The 16,852-nt window shown below is 59.3% G+C and carries 16 protein-coding genes and 1 pseudogene; 10 read left to right on the top strand and 7 right to left on the bottom strand.

What is annotated here, in order from left to right:
• Positions 1-171 precede the first annotated feature (171 nt).
• The 4 genes from U5A05_RS14025 to U5A05_RS14010 all read left to right on the top strand — a co-directional run bounded on the left by U5A05_RS14025 (position 172) and on the right by U5A05_RS14010 (position 5,343).
• On the top strand, positions 172-681 hold the full coding sequence (locus tag U5A05_RS14025; RefSeq protein WP_261738509.1) for a sigma-70 family RNA polymerase sigma factor: 510 nt from the start codon (positions 172-174) through the stop codon (positions 679-681).
• On the top strand, positions 678-1,628 hold the full coding sequence (locus tag U5A05_RS14020) for a FecR domain-containing protein (RefSeq protein ID WP_321833456.1): 951 nt from the start codon (positions 678-680) through the stop codon (positions 1,626-1,628). Before U5A05_RS14025 ends, U5A05_RS14020 begins: the two co-directional genes overlap by 4 nt.
• Before the next feature lie 174 nt (positions 1,629-1,802).
• Positions 1,803-4,202: a TonB-dependent receptor gene (locus tag U5A05_RS14015; protein WP_321833454.1), complete on the top strand. Its 2,400-nt coding sequence runs from the start codon at positions 1,803-1,805 to the stop codon at positions 4,200-4,202.
• Between the two features lie 115 nt (positions 4,203-4,317).
• Positions 4,318-5,343 carry a GlxA family transcriptional regulator gene (locus U5A05_RS14010; RefSeq protein ID WP_261738506.1) on the top strand — a complete coding sequence of 342 codons (1,026 nt, stop codon included), beginning with the start codon at positions 4,318-4,320 and terminating at the stop codon, positions 5,341-5,343.
• A 3-nt stretch (positions 5,344-5,346) separates the two neighbouring features.
• Here the strand turns inward: U5A05_RS14010 and U5A05_RS14005 are convergent, their stop codons facing one another.
• The 4 genes and pseudogenes from U5A05_RS14005 to U5A05_RS13990 all read right to left on the bottom strand — a co-directional run bounded on the left by U5A05_RS14005 (position 5,347) and on the right by U5A05_RS13990 (position 7,970).
• The gene (locus tag U5A05_RS14005) at positions 5,347-5,826 is read right to left on the bottom strand and encodes a hypothetical protein (protein WP_321833451.1); all 480 of its coding nucleotides are present in this window, start codon (positions 5,824-5,826) and stop codon (positions 5,347-5,349) included.
• Between the two features lie 125 nt (positions 5,827-5,951).
• Positions 5,952-6,272 (bottom strand): addiction module antidote protein, encoded by a 321-nt coding sequence (locus U5A05_RS14000; protein ID WP_321836516.1) that lies wholly within the window; start codon positions 6,270-6,272, stop codon positions 5,952-5,954.
• 18 nt (positions 6,273-6,290) lie between these two features.
• Positions 6,291-6,566 (bottom strand): annotated as a pseudogene (locus tag U5A05_RS13995) (type II toxin-antitoxin system RelE/ParE family toxin); the annotation flags it as partial.
• Positions 6,567-6,743: 177 nt separating this feature from the next.
• Positions 6,744-7,970, bottom strand: a complete 1,227-nt coding sequence (locus U5A05_RS13990; protein WP_321833449.1) for an MFS transporter — start codon at positions 7,968-7,970, stop codon at positions 6,744-6,746.
• Positions 7,971-8,092: 122 nt separating this feature from the next.
• On the opposite strand from U5A05_RS13990, the gene U5A05_RS13985 reads away from it, so the two are divergent.
• Positions 8,093-8,542: a winged helix-turn-helix transcriptional regulator gene (locus U5A05_RS13985; protein ID WP_321833447.1), complete on the top strand. Its 450-nt coding sequence runs from the start codon at positions 8,093-8,095 to the stop codon at positions 8,540-8,542.
• 80 nt (positions 8,543-8,622) lie between these two features.
• Here the strand turns inward: U5A05_RS13985 and U5A05_RS13980 are convergent, their stop codons facing one another.
• The 3 genes from U5A05_RS13980 to U5A05_RS13970 all read right to left on the bottom strand — a co-directional run bounded on the left by U5A05_RS13980 (position 8,623) and on the right by U5A05_RS13970 (position 11,251).
• On the bottom strand, positions 8,623-9,804 hold the full coding sequence (locus U5A05_RS13980) for an acetyl-CoA C-acetyltransferase (RefSeq protein ID WP_261738500.1): 1,182 nt from the start codon (positions 9,802-9,804) through the stop codon (positions 8,623-8,625).
• A gap of 25 nt (positions 9,805-9,829) precedes the next feature.
• Positions 9,830-10,489: a CoA transferase subunit B gene (locus U5A05_RS13975; RefSeq protein WP_261738499.1), complete on the bottom strand. Its 660-nt coding sequence runs from the start codon at positions 10,487-10,489 to the stop codon at positions 9,830-9,832.
• A gap of 63 nt (positions 10,490-10,552) precedes the next feature.
• Positions 10,553-11,251, bottom strand: a complete 699-nt coding sequence (locus tag U5A05_RS13970) for a CoA transferase subunit A (RefSeq protein ID WP_261738498.1) — start codon at positions 11,249-11,251, stop codon at positions 10,553-10,555.
• A gap of 134 nt (positions 11,252-11,385) precedes the next feature.
• Here U5A05_RS13970 and U5A05_RS13965 point away from each other — a divergent pair, with 134 nt between their 5' ends.
• From U5A05_RS13965 to U5A05_RS13945, 5 genes are all read left to right on the top strand, one after another.
• Positions 11,386-12,285: a LysR family transcriptional regulator gene (locus U5A05_RS13965; protein ID WP_321833441.1), complete on the top strand. Its 900-nt coding sequence runs from the start codon at positions 11,386-11,388 to the stop codon at positions 12,283-12,285.
• 171 nt (positions 12,286-12,456) lie between these two features.
• Positions 12,457-13,437 carry a quinone oxidoreductase family protein gene (locus U5A05_RS13960; protein ID WP_261738496.1) on the top strand — a complete coding sequence of 327 codons (981 nt, stop codon included), beginning with the start codon at positions 12,457-12,459 and terminating at the stop codon, positions 13,435-13,437.
• 21 nt (positions 13,438-13,458) lie between these two features.
• Positions 13,459-14,307: a TauD/TfdA dioxygenase family protein gene (locus U5A05_RS13955; protein WP_261738495.1), complete on the top strand. Its 849-nt coding sequence runs from the start codon at positions 13,459-13,461 to the stop codon at positions 14,305-14,307.
• A 62-nt stretch (positions 14,308-14,369) separates the two neighbouring features.
• Complete coding sequence (locus U5A05_RS13950; protein WP_261738494.1) at positions 14,370-15,422, top strand: beta-keto acid cleavage family enzyme; 1,053 nt, start codon at positions 14,370-14,372, stop codon at positions 15,420-15,422.
• A gap of 91 nt (positions 15,423-15,513) precedes the next feature.
• Positions 15,514-16,845, top strand: coding sequence for an MFS transporter (locus U5A05_RS13945; protein ID WP_321833437.1), 1,332 nt, complete (start codon positions 15,514-15,516; stop codon positions 16,843-16,845).
• Positions 16,846-16,852: the final 7 nt, after the last annotated feature.

The raw sequence follows: 16,852 nt of genomic DNA, 5'->3' as shown, positions 1-16,852 counted from the left end.
TCTGAGTACGTTGCCTACATAATTTGTAGCAGTTTAGTGCTTCATCTACACAGCAGAGCGCCGCTGGGAGCATCAAAGCGCTGAGCCTGACGAAAAAGAGCTTGGTTTAAAGATATAACACAAATTAGAATCACTCTCATTTACCTCGTCCTACGCACAGGGGCTCTTGAGATGATGGAAGCCGCGACACCGAAAGAGCAGACCCTGCATGCGCTGTATCGCGATCACAGCAGTTGGTTGGAAAACTGGCTGCGCCGACGCATGGGCAACGCATGGGATGCGGCAGACCTGAGCCAGGACACCTTTGTTCGGGTGCTTGCCAGTACCCAGCCCCTGGCTGACTTACGTGAGCCGCGGGCCTATCTGTTGACGGTGGGCAAGCGTCTACTGAGCAACTTCTACACCCGGCGCAGCCTGGAACAGGCCTATCTGGATGCGCTGGCGCAGTTGCCCGAGGAGAGTGTGCCGTCGCCCGAGCAGCGCTGGTTACTGCTTGAAACCCTGCAGGCGCTGGACGAGTTGCTTAACGGCTTGCCGCCAGTGGTGCGTCGGGCGTTTCTCTGGAGCCAGCTCGAAGGGCTGGGGTATCGGCAGATAGCCGAACGCCTGAAAGTGTCTGAGCGCACGGTCAAACGTTATATGGCCCAGGCTTACGAGCACTGTCTGTTGGTGGACGCTTGAAACACTCTGCCCCTTCATCCGAACTGCGCAATGTTGCCCGGGCCGCGGCCCAGTGGTTGGCGCTGATGGAGTCCGGAACAGCCTGCGAGCATGATCGCGTGCATCTGCAACAGTGGCGCGACAGCAACAGTGCCCACGAGTCGGCATGGCAGAAGGCCCAATTGCTGCGCCAGCGTTTCCACAAGCTACCCACAGCGTTGGCGATGGCCACTCTTGACCGTCCTGACCCTGGACGGCGTGCGCTCTTGAAGCAGGCACTGTGTGTGGCGGCTGTGGTGCCAACCGCCTGGCTGGTGACACGCCAGTTGCCGCTGGACGTATGGCGCGCCGACCTGCAAACCGCTACCGGCGAGCACACCCGCGTGCCGCTGGCCGACGGCAGCATGCTGCAACTCAATACTGCCAGTGCCGTCAATGTGGATATGAACGCCCGGTTGCTGACGCTGGTACGCGGCGAAATGGCACTGAAAGTCGCAGGCAGTGCGCCGTTAACCATCGAAGTGCCTTATGGCCGGGTCACGCTCAGCCGCAGCGAAGTTTGCCTGCGTCTTGAAGCTGGCGACTGTCGGGTCTCGGTGATCAGCGGAACGGCGCAATTGCAGCCATTACAGGGGGCCGCGCTGCTGTTGCACGAAGGCCAGCAGGTCAGCTTGGGCGTGACGGGAGCGGGGGCACTAAGTCAGTTCGATCGGCTTCAGCCCGGCTGGCGTGAGCAGGTGCTGATGGCGCAAAACCAGCCCTTGGGGGATTTCTTGCGTGAACTGAGCCGCTATCGCGCCGGTTTACTGCGTTGGGAACCGGCACTTGAACAACTACGGGTGACTGGCAGTTTTCAGCTGGGCAATACCGACCGCATCCTGACGCTACTGGCCGCGACCTTGCCGCTGCAAGTGCAAACACGCACGCGTTACTGGGTCACGCTGGTACCACGAAACAGGCAGGCGTAAACCCTCCAAAACCTGTAACCGCTGCCGCAGGCTGCGATCGGGCTCGAAGGGCTCGCGCTGGCCCTTATCGCAGCCTGCGGCAGCGGTTACAGGTTTTGAGCAGATTTTGCTGTCCCTTTTTTTCATCTCAGCGGTCATCCAAGGCAAGTGAATAAAATACGAGAGCCTTGTCCCATGCTTGCAGTACCGTCCTTGCGCTTGCGCCCGTTGTTTCGATTGGGTCTTGTGGTGACCCTCAGTGCCAGTCCGTTGTTTATTGCCTGCAGCTGGGCCGACAGTAGCGAGCGCCGAACCTATCAGGTGCCAGCCGGAACTTTGGGTGCGGCCTTGACCCGCTTCGCCGGGTTGGCCGGAGTCAACCTCTCGGTAGACCCTGCGCTCGTCAACGGCCACAACAGCAACGGCCTGTCCGGCGCGTTCGCGGTAGAAGAGGGCTTTGCCCGGCTGCTGCAGGGTTCCGGCCTGCAATTGGTGCCCGCAGGCGACCAGGCCTATACCCTGATTCCTATCCCTCAAGGCAGCGTAGAACTGCCCAGTACCTCGGTTCTCGGTGCCGACGGTACTGCGGGCGGTGAAGTGTTCGCCGGTGGCCAGGTCGCACGCCGTGGTTCGCAAGGCATGCTCGGCTCGCGGGACTTTATGGAAACCCCGTTCAGCATGACCACCTACACCAGCGAGGCGGTCAAGAATCTGCAAGCCCGCACCCTGGGTGACCTGATCGGTAGCGACCCGTCGGTGCGCGCAACCAACCCGGCGGGCGGGCGCTATGAGCAATTCACCATTCGTGGCTTTAGCCTGTTCAACAGCGACGTGTCCTATAACGGCCTCTACGGCATCCTGCCGACTTACACCATCGACATGGAAATGGCCGACCGCGTCGACATCCTCAAAGGGCCAAGCCAACTGATCAACGGCATCTCGCCGCGCGGCAGTGTGGGCGGAGGCATCAACGTGGTGCCCAAGCGTGCCACCGACCAGCCGATCACCGAATTCACCGGCAGCTATGCCTCCAACAGTCAGGTCGGCGGTGCCGTGGATATAGGCCGCAGGTTTGGTGACGAGAACCAGTTCGGCTTGCGTTTCAACGGGGTAAAACAGTCCGGTGATACCGAGTGGGACCACCAGAGCGTTGACCGCGAGATGGCCGTCCTGGGCCTGGACTTTCGCGGCGAACGTTTGCGCCTGTCGACGGATATCGGCCGCACCGAGCGCATCACCGACGCCCCGCAGGAGCGGGTGCAGGTTGGCCCCAAAGCCAAGGTTCCGGACGCCAACGATGTGCGCCATAACTACGCAGAACCCTGGACCCAGGCACACACCAAGGACACCTTCGGCGCAGTGAATGCCGAGTATGACGTCAACGACTCGGTCATGGTCTACGGTGCCGTGGGTGCCCGCAAAAGCAACCACGAGTTCCTGCGCCATGCAGTTTCAGTGAGCAACGATGCCGGTGACTTCCGCGTCCAGCCCCGCGATTTTACCCGTGACGAGAATGTGCGCACGGCTTCAGCCGGTGTACGCAACTGGTTCCACACCGGTGCTGTGAGCCATGAGGTCAATCTGGCCGCGAGTTACTTCTACATGGACTTCACCAATGGTGGCGCCCGTTATGCGGAGTCGACCAGCAACCTCTACGATCCCGTTGTAACCCCGACGCCCGGCACGCCCACGCGTCTTGATCCCGAGGTCTACACCGAGAGTCGCTACAGCGGTGTGGCGTTGTCCGACACCCTCGGTTTTTTTGACGATCGTCTGCTCCTGACCCTGGGCGCCCGCTGGCAGCGGGTCAAGGTTGATGACTGGAACAATGACATCAAGAGCAAAACCGCTTACGACGAAGAGAAGGTCTCGCCTTCGGGGGGCATCCTGTTCAAGGCCACCGACGAACTCTCGCTGTACGCCAACTACATGGAAGGCCTGAGCCAGGGCAAGACGGCGCCGTCGATCTCGGTCAACGAAGATGAAATCTTCCCGCCGTTTATCAGCCGTCAAATTGAAGCCGGGGCCAAGTACGACACGGGCCCGTTTGCGATCACCGCCAGTGTGTTCCGGATCAGGCAGCCTGCCTACGAAACCAATGCCACGACCAGTGTCTTTGGTCCTAATGGCAAACGGCAGAACCTGGGGGCCGAAGTGAGCGTGTTTGGCGAACCGCGCAAGGGCCTGCGCCTGCTGGGTGGGGTGATGTACATCGACAGCAAGCTGACGGATACCCTTGACGGCAAATATGACGGTAACCGTGCGCCTGCCACGCCCAAGTACAACGTCAATCTGGGAGCCGAGCTGGATGTGCCGGCTGTACAGGGCCTGACCCTCACCGGGCGCGGTATTTACACCAGCTCGCAGTATCTGGACCAGGCCAATACCAAGGAAATCGACGCGTGGGAGCGTTTCGACGTGGGTGCGCGTTACGCCTTCAAGGTCGATGAGAAGGCTGTGACCCTGCGGGCCAGTGTCGAGAACGTGCTGGGCAAGCGCTACTGGAGCTCGGCGGGCGCCTCGGATGACAGCGAGCCGGGCCTGACCCTCTCGACGCCGCGCACTTATCTGTTGAGTGCAACGGTGGGGTTCTGAGGGCACCGTTTTCACCAGGCAAACGGGTCCGGGTCGCCATCGAACGTGCAGGCACCGCCAGCAGGAGCTTTTTCGCCTGCTGGCGGGTAGCATTACGCCTTATAAATGCACAAAAATGGATCGGACCTTGATCGAGCGACGTCAGTTCAGCACAGGCATGAAGGGCAAAAACCTGCGCTATCTCAAAGACAGCCCCGCTGAGACAGGCCCAATGGTTCGTACCGGTTTTGTGCTGCTCGAGCACTTTTCGCTACCGGCCTTTACCCAGGCTCTGGACAGCATCATTACCGCCAACCTGCTGCGCGCCGACTTGTTTTCGGCACGCACCTATGGCCTGAGCGACAGCGAAGTAGTCAGCGATCTGGGCCTGGTGATCCGGCCCGATGCGCGGATTGATCCTTCGATGATCAATGAGCTGGACCTGCTGGTGATTTGTGGTGGCTACAGGACAGAGCTGAAGATCAGCGACGAACTGATCGGCTTGCTCCGCGCCGCTTCAAACGCGGGCATCACCTTGGGTGGGTTATGGAACGGTGCCTGGTTCCTGGCCAGTGCCGGGCTGCTGGACGGCTACAGATGTGCGATTCACCCCGAACATCGACCCGCTCTGGCTGAAGTGGCCAGGGCGGCACAGGTTACCAGTGAGCCCTACGTTATTGACCGCGACCGCCTGACCGCTTCAAGCCCTGCCGGAGCCTTCCAGATGGCATTGGGCTGGATCAAGGGGCTGCACGACAAGGCACTGGTCGAGGGCATCGAGGATATTCTGGCGTTCGAAGAGTCCCGTTATCGTCGGATCAAACCGGTGCAAAATATCTGCGTCAGTGCGCCGCTGCGTGAAGTGGTGAAACTGATGGATGCCAACCTTGAAGAGCCGTTGGAGCTTGAGCAACTGGCCGTGTTTGTCGGGCGCTCCCGGCGTCAGCTCGAGCGTCTGTTCAAGGAGCAGCTGGGCACCACGCCACAACGTTATTACCTTGAGCTGCGCATCACCGAAGCGCGCCGGTTACTGCAACACACCGAGTTGTCCCAGGTCGATGTGCTGGTGGCCTGCGGCTTTGTGTCGCCCAGTCATTTCAGCAAGTGCTACAGCGCCTACTTTGGCTACCGGCCGTCCAAGGAAGTCCGTTTGGTCAAGTAGAGGTCACTGCGGCGTTGGGCCCTGACGCACCAGCTTGAGTGTCTGGCTAAAGGTGCCATCCGGCTTCGGTTGCGTACTCATTTCACCCGTAAAGCCTGCGTATTTCCCGGTGCTGCCAATGACCGCCACCACCGATGTGCCGACCTCATGCTCTTGGCCTGCCACAACAATGCTGGCTTCAACTTTTCCCGCAGCGTCGGTGAAGGACAGGGTCCATTGGCACTGGCTGTGAACCGCGGGCACTGTATTGATGCAGTAGCCACTGTTGGTGCCGATATCCTGATGCGCTTCGTTCATCAGGGGTTGGTCAAATACAAACAGATCGCCTTGCGAGGGACCTGGTGGGCCGATGTCGACAGCATTCTTGATCCCACGGTTGCCGTCCGCGAGGGTGACAAGGGTCAGTGATTCAGACTCATGCGCTTGAACGCCAATGGGCAAGGTTGTCAGCAGCAGGAAAAAAGCGTGAAGAGTGTTGTTCATGTGCGTGCCTTTATTTTTGGAAGGGGACGCGCAGCTCTGTGGGCGCAACTGCACCAAAAAAGACTAGCTGCCGGCCATTTGGCACGATAGGGCGGATATGTGAACGCTTGTGACGAGGCGGTTAGTCAGCGTGTAGTTGGCATGGATTTACGGGGTTTGCTGCGTTGAGCTGTTGCTTGCAAATCAATACCCAAGGAATGCATCACTTTAATCACGGTTTCAAACCGGGGCTTGGCACCCGGAGCGAAGGCTTTGTACAAACTGGCACGGCCAAGGCCTGTGTCATTTGCAATGTGCGCCATACCTCGGGCTTTTGCTACGTAGCCAACGGCACGGATAAGCTCGTCAGTATCGCCTTCGGCCAGCACTTGTGTCAGGTATTCAGTGATGGCTTCGTCGGTGTTCAGCAGTTCTGCCATATCAAACGGCAGCAGTGTAGTGGTCATGCTATATCTCCTTTGCCATTTTTTTGCCTGGCGGATATCGGCAGGCTGTGTGGACTTGTCACCCCCGGCCAGCAAAATCACGATCGAGCCGCCGCGCAGGGTGAAATAAACGCGATAGCCGGCTCCGACATCAATGCGCAGCTCGGATACGCCATCGCCTACGGATTTAAAGTCTCCAAGGTTGCCCGTTATTACCCGGTCAATCCGTCGTGCGATGGCAATGCGTGCACGCAAATCTCTTACATTCAGCAGCCAAAGAGCAAATACCCTGGTTTGCTGTATTTCATGATTCATAAGTGATTGTCTCTATTTGGAGACAGATGGCAAGTACTGATACGTGCCTGCATCCTATTCTCCGATGAGTGGGTGTGGCTGCGCGCCGGTTGTCTGGAAAAAGACTAGCAACCGGGATTCATCGAAGCAGGGTGGATATGTGAGCAGCTATAACAGGACAGGCACCGATGCAGGTCTTTAAGTACAAGTTGCCGGTTGCTCAGCCGTCCCAGGGATATAACGCAATGTCACGGCCCAAAACCCCAGTGCTATCACGCTGACACCGGCGCCAAGCACGCACACGCCAGTCCAACCGTAAGCTGCGTAAAGGGCTGTGGATGCCAGTGCTCCCAGCCCGCTGCCGACGGCATAAAAGAGCATGTAGCAACCCACGATCCGGCTATGTGAGTCGGGACTTGCACTGAAGATCATGCTTTGGTTGGTCACATGAATGGCCTGCGCGCCGAGGTCGAGGATGACCACCCCGATGACCAGCCACAGCATCGAGTAAGGGGTGAGCCACAGGGCAAACCAGGCCAGTATCAGCAACCCCAGTGATACACCGGTTGTCCATTGGCCCAGGCCTTTATCTGCCCACACGCCTGCGCGCGTGGCGGCGAGCGCGCCCACTACACCGACCAGACCGAATGTGCCAATGGCGGTGTGCGAAAACTCGTAGGGCGTCCGGGTCAGGAGAAACACCAAGGCGCTCCAGAAAATGCCCAGCACCGCAAAAATAAACAACGCGAGCATGCCGCGGATTTGCAGTACGCGGTCTTGTTTGAGCAACGTAAACATTGACCAAACCAGTCGTGGATACGGCATCGGGGCGGCTGAAGGTCGCTGCGTCGGCAAGACGCTGCAAAGGATCAAGCCGAGCACCGTCATCACCAGCGCTGAACCCAGATAAACCCAACGCCACTCGGCCAGGTCCGAGATCAGCCCGGCAGCCAACCGTGACAGCAACAGGCCAATCACAACGGCGCCTTGAACTGTGCCGACCACCCGGCCACGTTCCTGGGGCAGGGCCGAGGTGGCGGCGAAGGCAATCAGACCCTGGGTCATGGCGGTTCCCAACAGCCCGACCGCGAGCATGGCTAAAAGCAGGATCGCGGGGGAGTGGGTTGCGCCGACGCAAAATAGTGCCGCGATCAATGCGCCAATCTGGGCCAACATCAAGCGGCGGCGGTTGATCTGGTCACCCAGCGGCACGACCAGCAGCAAGGCCAGTACACTGCCGATTTGGGTGGCAGTAATTACCCCGCCAACGGCGCCAGGGCTGATGGCAAAGTCGGCAGCCAGTTGATCCAGCAACGGCTGGGCGTAATAAACGTTGGCCACGCTCAGCCCGCTGGCGCAGGCAAGCAGCGCGACCAGCCCGCGTGGAGTTGCCGCAGGGGCTGGGTAAACATGATCACTGTGCACGGGCAAACCTCTTGGCAATCTAGTCTCAAAATAAGACTTGTTTCATTCTAGGCTAACCAGTCTTAAAATAAAACTTGTTGCGTGAAGTCAATCTGATTTCCGAGGCAAGCAAAGGAGCCTGTATGGCCAAGCAGCACATTGATCCAGCGCCAACCTGTCCGGTGGCCAGGTCTGTGGACTTGATCGGCGATCGCTGGTCGTTGCTGATTGTGCGCGACGCGTTTGATGGCGTTCGGCGTTTCGGTGATTTCCAGAGTGGTCTGGGGGTTGCGCGCAGCGTATTGACCAATCGCCTGAAAAACCTGGTTGAGGCCGGTATTTTTGAAGTGCGCCCGGCATCAGACGGGACCTCGTACCAGGAGTACGTGCTGACGGCGAAGGGCGAGAGCCTGTTCTCGGTGGTCGTTGCATTTCGGCAATGGGCCGAGCAGTACTTGTTCGAGCCCGAAGAGGCGCGTTCGCAGTTGGTGGACAGCGCCACAGGCCTGCCGCTGGGCCTGATGCAACCTGTCACTGACGATGGTCAGGTGATTGCTCCCGAGCAAACCCGGGTCAAAAAAAACCCGGCGTGACCGAAGTCACGCCGGGAGTAGTGCCAGCCAACGCTTGGATATCGTGGGTCCGCACGCTGGCTGTTTGAACGCTTTACACCTTAGCTGCGCTCGATGGCCAGGGCCACGCCCATGCCGCCGCCGATGCACAGGGTGGCGAGGCCTTTTTTGGCGTCGCGCTTGATCATCTCGTGCAGCAGCGACACCAGCACACGGCAACCTGAGGCCCCGATCGGGTGGCCCAGAGCAATGGCGCCACCGTTGACATTAACCTTGGCCATATCCCATTCCAGCTCTTTGCCCACCGCCAGCGATTGCGCGGCGAAGGCTTCGTTGGCTTCGATCAGGTCCAGTTGGTTGAGGTCCCAGCCAGCCTTGCTCAGGCAAGTGCGGGTCGCCGCTACCGGGCCGATACCCATGATTGCCGGGTCGACACCGGCGCTGGCATAACCGGCGATCCGGGCCAGTACCGGCAGGCCCAAGGCCTTGGCCTTGTCGGCACTCATCAGCACCACGGCTGCGGCGCCATCATTGATGGTCGAGGAGTTGCCGGCGGTGACGCTGCCGTCTTTCTTGAATGCTGGTTTGAGCTTGCCCAGCGACTCGGCAGTGATCCCGGCGCGGGGTTGTTCATCGACCTCGAAGGACAGTGGATCGCCCTTGCGCTGTGGAATCAGGATCGGCGTGATCTCGTCCGCGAAGCGCCCGGATTCGATGGCCGCGCTGGCTTTTTGTTGCGAGGCGGCGGCGAAAGCGTCCTGTTGTTCACGGCTGAGGTGGTATTTCTCTGCCAGATTCTCGGCAGTGATACCCATATGGTAATCGTTGAAAGCGTCCATCAAACCGTCGTGCAGCAGGCTGTCGAGCATCTTCGCATGGCCCATCCGCAAGCCGGTGCGAGCGGCAGGCAGCACATAGGGCGCCAGGCTCATGCTTTCCATGCCACCGGCGATAATCACCTCGGCATCGCCGCAACGAATCGCCTGGGTCGCCAGGTGCAAGGCCTTGAGGCCGGAACCGCAGAGTTTGTTGAGGGTCAGTGCCGGGACCGTGTGGGGCAGCCCGGCAAGGATCGACGCCTGACGTGCCGGGTTTTGCCCGCAGCCTGCGGTCAGCACCTGGCCGAGGATTACTTCATCTACCTGATCACCCTTGAGGCCAGTTTTTGCCAGCAACTGACGGATCACCGCAGCGCCGAGTTCGGCTGCCGGGATATTGGCCAGCGCGCCCTGAAAACTGCCAATCGCCGTACGAGTAGCGGCGACAATGACGACTTCTTGCATCAAATCTCTCCTAAAAATGGCCGGTTCAGGCGAATTGCATTTCCGGTACGTGGTCCGGAACGATCAGCTTGCCCGCGGTTTTGCGGATGATCTCGTCAACACTGACGCCGGGTGCGCGTTCCTTGAGGATAAACGCACCGTTGTCGATTTCCAGGTAGGCAAGGTCGGTCAGTACGCGTTTGATGCACCCGGCGCCGGTCAGCGGCAGGCTGCACCGCGAGAGCAATTTTGACTCTCCGTCCTTGGAGGCATGGGTCATGGTGACGATGATGTTATCCGCGCCCGCCACCAGGTCCATCGCGCCGCCCATGCCCTTGACCATCTTGCCGGGAATCATCCAGGAGGCGATGTTGCCGTGTACGTCGACCTCGAAAGCGCCGAGTACGGTGAGGTCGATATGGCCGCCGCGAATCATCGCGAACGATTCGGCCGAGGAGAAAATCGACGCGCCCGTACGGGCGGTGACGGTTTGTTTGCCGGCGTTGATCATGTCGGCATCCGCTTCACCGACGCGGGGGAATGCGCCCATGCCAAGCAGGCCGTTTTCTGATTGCAGCATGACTTCCATGCCTTCGGGGATGTAGTTGGCCACCAGGGTCGGGATGCCGATACCGAGGTTTACGTAGAAGCCGTCCTGCATTTCGCGGGCGACGCGCTGAGCCATTTGTTCGCGGGAAAGAGCCATTTTTATTCTCCGTGCTCCGGGTCAAGAGCTTTGAGCTGGGGCTTGGGCAAATTCAGGTGGGGATCAGGAACGCTCGGTGAGCTGTTCGATACGTTTTTCGAACGTGCCGCAAATGATCCGGTCGACGTAAATGCCTGGGGTGTGGATCTGCGTCGGGTCCAGCTCGCCGGGTTCGACGATTTCTTCGACTTCAACCACGGTGATCTTGCCCGCAGTGGCGGCCAGCGGGTTGAAGTTCTGTGCAGTGTGGCGGTAGATCACGTTGCCGAAGTGGTCGGCTTTCCAGCCTTTGACAATGGCGAAATCGCCGGTGATGGACTCTTCCATAAGGTAGGCGCGGCCCTTGAATTCACGGGTTTCCTTGCCGTCGGCCACGGGCGTGCCGACGCCGGTGGCGGTGAAAAATGCCGGGATACCGGCACCGCCAGCGCGCATTTTTTCGGCGAGGGTGCCTTGAGGGGTCAATTCCACCTCGATTTCGCCGCTCAGCAGCTGCTTTTCGAACAGGGCATTTTCACCCACATACGAGGCGATCACCTTGCTGATCTGGCGATCTTCGAGCAGTACACCGAGACCGAAACCGTCAACCCCACAGTTGTTTGAAACCACGGTCAGGTCGCGGATACCCTGGCGCTTGATCTCGTTGATCAGGTTCTCCGGGATCCCGCACAGGCCAAAGCCGCCAGAGATCACAGTCATGCCGTCCTTGAGACCGGCCAGGGCTTCCTCGTAGGACGCCACGCGCTTGTCGAAACCTGCCATATGCACCTCTTTTATTGTTTGTGGGCTGTGCTTAGCCATTTGTAGCGAGTGTTACCGCACGGGATTGATTTGTTAAGTTGATTTTTAATGTTTATTAATAGGTAAAATGAATTAATCATTTTGAGACCAAGCCCATGACCGTGAAACAGATCCGCGCTTTCCTTGCTGTGGCCCAGAGCCTGAGTTTTGCCGTGGCCTGCGAGCGCCTGCATCTATCGCAGTCTGCCTTGAGCCTGACCATCAAAGCATTGGAGGAGGGCTTGGGCGGGCGCTTGTTCAGCCGGACCACGCGCAATGTGGCCCTTACCTCGGAAGGCGAATCGCTGCTGCCGCTGGCCCGGCGCCTGATCGCCGACTGGGACAATGCCGAGGATGAGATGCGCCAGCGCTTCACCCTGCAACGTGGGCGCGTGACCCTGGCGGCCATTCCTTCGTTTTCGGGCAACGTGCTGCCAGCTATTTTGAAGAGTTTTCGCGTGCGCTATCCCAAGGTCAACGTCACGGTGAATGACGTGATCAACGAGCAAGTGCTGGAAATGGTGCGTGACCGGCAGGTGGAACTGGGCGTGGCTTTTGAGCCTGCTGCCGGTTCGTCGTTGACGTTTACCCCGTTGTATCTGGACCGTTTTGTTGCGGTGGTGCCTCGAGAGTCCGAGTTGGCAGGGCGCTCGCTGATTGACTGGAAAACCCTGCTCCAACAGCCGTTCATTACCTTGCAACGGCCCTCTGCGGTAAGGGTGATGCTTGAGGAACACCTGCAGGCACGGCAGATGAAGTTGCCGGTTGAGTTCGAGAGTCATCAACTGGCCACGGTGGGGCGCATGGTCGCCAGCGGGCTGGGCGTCAGCGCAGTACCGGCCCTGTGCGCCGAGCAGATGCGCGAACTCGGCGCGTGTTGCATCACCCTGCATGAACCGGTGGTGGAGCGGGCCATAGGCATACTGACCAAGCCCGGTCATGAGTTGTCGGCCGCGGCCCAGGCGATGTTTGACAGCTTGCTGGGTAAGTGGCGGGTAGCCAGTGATTTTGAGTAGGCGCCGACTTGTTGTGTATCAATCGTTTGTAGCCTCGTTCTACTCGTCAACTGTCATGAAAAGAGAAGTCGTTGTCGTCTGATGAGAAGCACCTGACCCCCCCGTTGTTTACATTCCAGTCAACGTAAATCGCCGTAGTGCGCTCAGAACGCTGATTGGAGAAACAAAAGCATGGCCCAAGTCGTACGTTTTTACGAAACCGGTGGTCCCGAGGTGCTGCGCTTCGAGGAGGTGGAAGTCGGTGACCCGGGCCCGGGTGAGGTTCGGCTGCGTCACGTCGCCGTTGGCCTCAATTATGCCGATACCTATTTTCGCAACGGCACCTACCCGATCCCGATGCCCAACGGCATGGGCGTTGAGGCGGCCGGTATCGTAGCCGCAGTGGGTGAGGGGGTGAGCAATGTCGCGGTCGGGGATCGTGTCACCTATACCGGCTTCCTCAACACCCTGGGTGCCTACAGCACCGAGCGCCTGATCTCGGCTGCGCCATTGATCAAACTGCCGGAGAGCATCTCTTTCGAAACAGCCGCAGCCATGACCATGCGCGGGCTGACGTCTGCCTACCTGATGCGCCGCATCCATGACTTCAAGGCCGGGGACAGCATCCTGTTGCATGCCGCCGCCGGTGGCGTGGGTCTGATCGTTTCGCAGTGGGCCAAGCTGTTGGGCCTGAAAGTGATCGGCACCGTGTCCAGCGATGCCAAGGGCGAAGTTGCCCGCGCCCATGGTTGCGATCATGTGATCAATTACAGTCACGAGGATGTTGCCAGCCGCGTCCGCGAAGTGACCGATGGTGTGGGCGTCAACGTGGTGTTCGACAGCGTGGGCCAAAGTACCTTTATGGGTTCGCTGGACTCGCTTAAACGCCGCGGCCTGATGGTCTGCGTGGGTACCGCTTCCGGCCCGATCCCGGCATTTAACCCGGCGTTGCTGGCGATGAAAGGGTCGCTGTTCATGACGCGCCCGGCATTGGCTGATTACATCGCAGACCCGGCAGAGAAGGCCGACCTGGCCGGTGAGCTGTTCGATCTGGTGGGCAGCGGCCGGATCAAGATCGAGATCAACCAGCATTACAGCTTGCAGGATGCCGTCCAGGCTCACCGTGACCTGGAATCGCGCAAGACCACTGGCTCGTCGATCTTCGTTATCTAAGGACCAAGGAGGTTATTCGTCATGCAAGTCGAACAACTTACCTGTCACATTGGCGCCGAGCTTACCGGCGTCAACCTTGCCGATGCCGTGCATGACGCGGGCCTGTTCGCTGAGATCCGTGCCCAGTTGCTCAAGCATCGCGTGCTGTTCCTCAGGGACCAGGACATCAGTCGCGCCGATCACGTGGCCTTCGCCCGGCGCTTCGGTGAGCTGGAAAACCATCCGGTGCTTGGCAGCCACCCGGACCATCCCGGGCTGGTGCAGATTTACAAGACCCCGGACAGTCCGGCTGACCGTTACGAGAACAGCTGGCACACCGATGCCACCTGGCGCGATGAGCCGCCGATGGGTTGCGTACTGCGCTGTGTCGAGTGCCCGCCGGTTGGGGGCGACACCATGTGGGCCAATATGGTGGTGGCTTATGAACGCTTGCCAAACGACGTGAAAGCGAAGCTTGAGGGCCTGCGTGCCCGGCACAGCATCGAGGCCAGTTTCGGCGCGGCGATGCCCATCGAAAAACGTCTGGCGCTCAAGGCCCAGTACCCGGATGCGGAACACCCAGTGGTGCGTACCCACCCGGAGACAGGCGAGAAAGTGCTGTTCGTCAATTCATTCGCCACCCACTTCAGCAACTACCACACCGCCGAGCGCGTGCGTTACGGCCAGGACTTCAGCCACGGTGCGTCCGAGTTGCTGCGCTACCTGATTGGTCAGGCGAGCATTCCGGAATACCAGGTGCGCTGGCGCTGGAAGCCAAACAGCATCGCTATCTGGGACAACCGCAGTACCCAGCACTATGCGGTGATGGACTACCCCGCGTGCCATCGAAAAATGGAACGCGCCGGGATCCGCGGCTCAACTACCGACTGAACAACCTCACCTGAAGCCAGATCAATGCCCGTTGGGCGAACAACAATAAAAAGGACACCGACATGCAATTTTTCGACGATTCCCTGCACCCCGAAAACATGGAAAAGGTGGTTATTACCGTCGCCCCTTATGCCCCTGAGTGGATGCCCGAAGACTTTCCGGAAGATATTCCGGTGACCATGGATGAGCAGGTACAGAAGGCTGTTGACTGCTATGAAGCAGGCGCCACCGTACTTCACTTGCATGTACGCGAGCTGGACGGCAAAGGTTCCAAGCGTTTGTCCAAGTTCAACGAGTTGATCGCCGGTGTGCGTGAAGCCGTGCCCGACATGATTATCCAGGTTGGCGGCTCGATTTCCTTCGCGCCTGAAAGCGATGGCGAAGCGGCCCTGTGGCTGTCCGACGACACCCGGCACATGCTCGCGGAGCTGTCGCCTCGGCCGGATCAGGTGACGGTAGCGATCAACACCACTCAAATGAACATCATGGAGTTGCTGTACCCGGAGTATCGCGAAGGCACCTCCCTGGACAATCCGCTTTACGAAGCTGCCTACAGCGAAATGACGGTTCCGGCAGGTCCGGCCTGGGTGACCGAACACCTCAAGCGTTTGCAGGCCAACAATATCCAGCCGCACTTCCAGTTGACCGGCATCCATGCCTACGAAACCCTGGAACGCATGGTGCGCAAGGGGCTCTACAAAGGTCCGTTGAACTTGACCTGGATCGGTATTGGTGGCGGTTTCGACGGCCCCAACCCGTTCAATATGTTCAACTTTATCAATCGCGTACCGGATGGCTGCACGCTGACTTCCGAGTCGCTGATCAAGAACATGCTGCCGCTCAATACCATCGCCTTGGCCATGGGCTTGCACCCGCGCGTGGGGACTGAAGACACGATCATCGACCAGCACGGCAAACGCTTTACCAGCGTGCAGCAGATCCAGCAGACCGTGCGCATCGCCCACGAACTGGGACGTGAGATCGCCACCGGCAAAGAGGCCCGCGACATCTACCGTATCGGGGTGCAGTACGAGACGGTCGAACAAACCCTGCTGGCCAACGGCATGGCGCCCAACCGCAAGCCGGGGCAAAAAGGCGTACCGCGTCGCGCGTGAGGTGACATGAAGCAGGAAGCTCGAGGCTTCCTGCTTGCGCAGGACCAAAAAACAACAATAAAAAACAGGTGCAAGACACCGAGGAGGCTGCATGGCCTATCACCACAGCACTGTGGGCGATGAAGAAGACACGTCGGCCGGTATCCCGCGCAAATACGCCTGGATTGTGTTCGCGCTGACTTTTGGCTTGTTGATTTCTGATTACATGTCCCGCCAGGTACTCAATGCCGTATTCCCGACACTCAAAAGTGAATGGGCACTGAGTGACAGCCAACTGGGCCTGCTCAGTGGCATCGTTGCCCTGATGGTCGGCCTTTTGACCTTCCCCCTGTCACTGATGGCCGACCGCTTTGGGCGAGTCAAAAGCCTGGCTCTGATGGCCTTGCTTTGGAGTCTGGCCACTTTAGGTTGCGCGCTGGCGCAGAATTACCAGCACATGCTGATTGCGCGCTTTATGGTCGGTGTCGGCGAAGCGGCCTACGGTAGCGTCGGTATCGCCGTGGTGGTCTCGGTGTTCCCCAAAAGCATGCGTGCCACCTTGGCCAGTGCCTTTATGGCGGGTGGTCTGTTTGGTTCGGTGCTCGGCATCGCCCTGGGCGGAGCCATCGCGGCCAAACTGGGCTGGCGCTGGTCGTTCGCCAGCATGGCGCTGTTTGGTCTGGTACTGGCAGTGCTTTACCCGTTGATCGTCAAGGAAGCCCGCATCGCTCCACAACGTCTGGCGAGCTTAAGGAACCAGAGCAAGACCGTGTTCAAACGTCCGCTGCGGACCTTGTACAGTACCCGCTCGGTGATCGCAGCCTATGTGGGCAGCGGGTTACAGATGGCCGTCACGGGCAGCTTGATCGTATGGATGCCCAGCTATCTGAATCGCTATTACGCGATGGGCGAGGCCAGGGCGGGCAGTGTCGCGGCAATCATGGTGTTGTGTTGTGGCGCCGGGGCAATCCTGTGCGGGATGCTCAGTGATCGTCTTTGCCGTCAGTCACCATTGCGCAAAATCGAGATATCCATCGCTTACTGCTTGGGCAGCTGCCTGCTGCTGTCGCTGGCGTTGATCCTGCCTGCCGGGCCAGTACAACTGGTGCTGATCGGCATGGGCATGTTGATGGTGGCGGGCACTAACGGTACTTGCGCCGCTATGGTTGCCAACTTGACCCACTATTCGGTGCACGGTACTGCGTTTGCCACCCTGACCCTGGCCAACAACCTGCTGGGCCTGGCTCCTGGACCTTTTATCACCGGCCGGGTTTCGGACGTTATTGGTCTGCATGGAGCACTCCAGTGGATGCCATTGATGAGCATCGCTGCAGCGGCAGTGTTCTTCTACACCCGCCACCATTACCTCAACGATGTGGCCAGCGCCAGGATTCAGGAGGTGGTTGAGACACCCCACAAGCCTGCCTGCGAGGTGCTGTCGTGAGCGCGGT

The sequence above is a fragment of the Pseudomonas kulmbachensis genome (genome assembly GCF_963681935.1).
Classification (GTDB): Bacteria; Pseudomonadota; Gammaproteobacteria; order Pseudomonadales; family Pseudomonadaceae; genus Aquipseudomonas; species Aquipseudomonas kulmbachensis.
Note: the sequence above shows the minus strand (reverse complement) of the source record. Positions and strands in the feature narration are given on the sequence as shown.

Bases quoted from the DNA above. Each gene is read 5' to 3' on its own strand.
- U5A05_RS13980 (WP_261738500.1), bottom strand. From the start codon at position 9,804: ATGCAAGAAGTCGTCATTGTCGCCGCTACTCGTACGGCGATTGGCAGT.
- U5A05_RS13985 (WP_321833447.1), top strand. From the start codon at position 8,093: ATGGCCAAGCAGCACATTGATCCAGCGCCAACCTGTCCGGTGGCCAGG.
- U5A05_RS13965 (WP_321833441.1), top strand. From the start codon at position 11,386: ATGACCGTGAAACAGATCCGCGCTTTCCTTGCTGTGGCCCAGAGCCTG.
- U5A05_RS14010 (WP_261738506.1), top strand. From the start codon at position 4,318: ATGGATCGGACCTTGATCGAGCGACGTCAGTTCAGCACAGGCATGAAG.
- U5A05_RS13975 (WP_261738499.1), bottom strand. From the start codon at position 10,489: ATGGCTCTTTCCCGCGAACAAATGGCTCAGCGCGTCGCCCGCGAAATG.
- U5A05_RS14005 (WP_321833451.1), bottom strand. From the start codon at position 5,826: ATGAACAACACTCTTCACGCTTTTTTCCTGCTGCTGACAACCTTGCCC.
- U5A05_RS14025 (WP_261738509.1), top strand. From the start codon at position 172: ATGATGGAAGCCGCGACACCGAAAGAGCAGACCCTGCATGCGCTGTAT.
- U5A05_RS14000 (WP_321836516.1), bottom strand. From the start codon at position 6,272: ATGACCACTACACTGCTGCCGTTTGATATGGCAGAACTGCTGAACACC.
- U5A05_RS14015 (WP_321833454.1), top strand. From the start codon at position 1,803: ATGCTTGCAGTACCGTCCTTGCGCTTGCGCCCGTTGTTTCGATTGGGT.
- U5A05_RS13950 (WP_261738494.1), top strand. From the start codon at position 14,370: ATGCAATTTTTCGACGATTCCCTGCACCCCGAAAACATGGAAAAGGTG.
- U5A05_RS13945 (WP_321833437.1), top strand. From the start codon at position 15,514: ATGGCCTATCACCACAGCACTGTGGGCGATGAAGAAGACACGTCGGCC.
- U5A05_RS13955 (WP_261738495.1), top strand. From the start codon at position 13,459: ATGCAAGTCGAACAACTTACCTGTCACATTGGCGCCGAGCTTACCGGC.
- U5A05_RS13960 (WP_261738496.1), top strand. From the start codon at position 12,457: ATGGCCCAAGTCGTACGTTTTTACGAAACCGGTGGTCCCGAGGTGCTG.
- U5A05_RS13970 (WP_261738498.1), bottom strand. From the start codon at position 11,251: ATGGCAGGTTTCGACAAGCGCGTGGCGTCCTACGAGGAAGCCCTGGCC.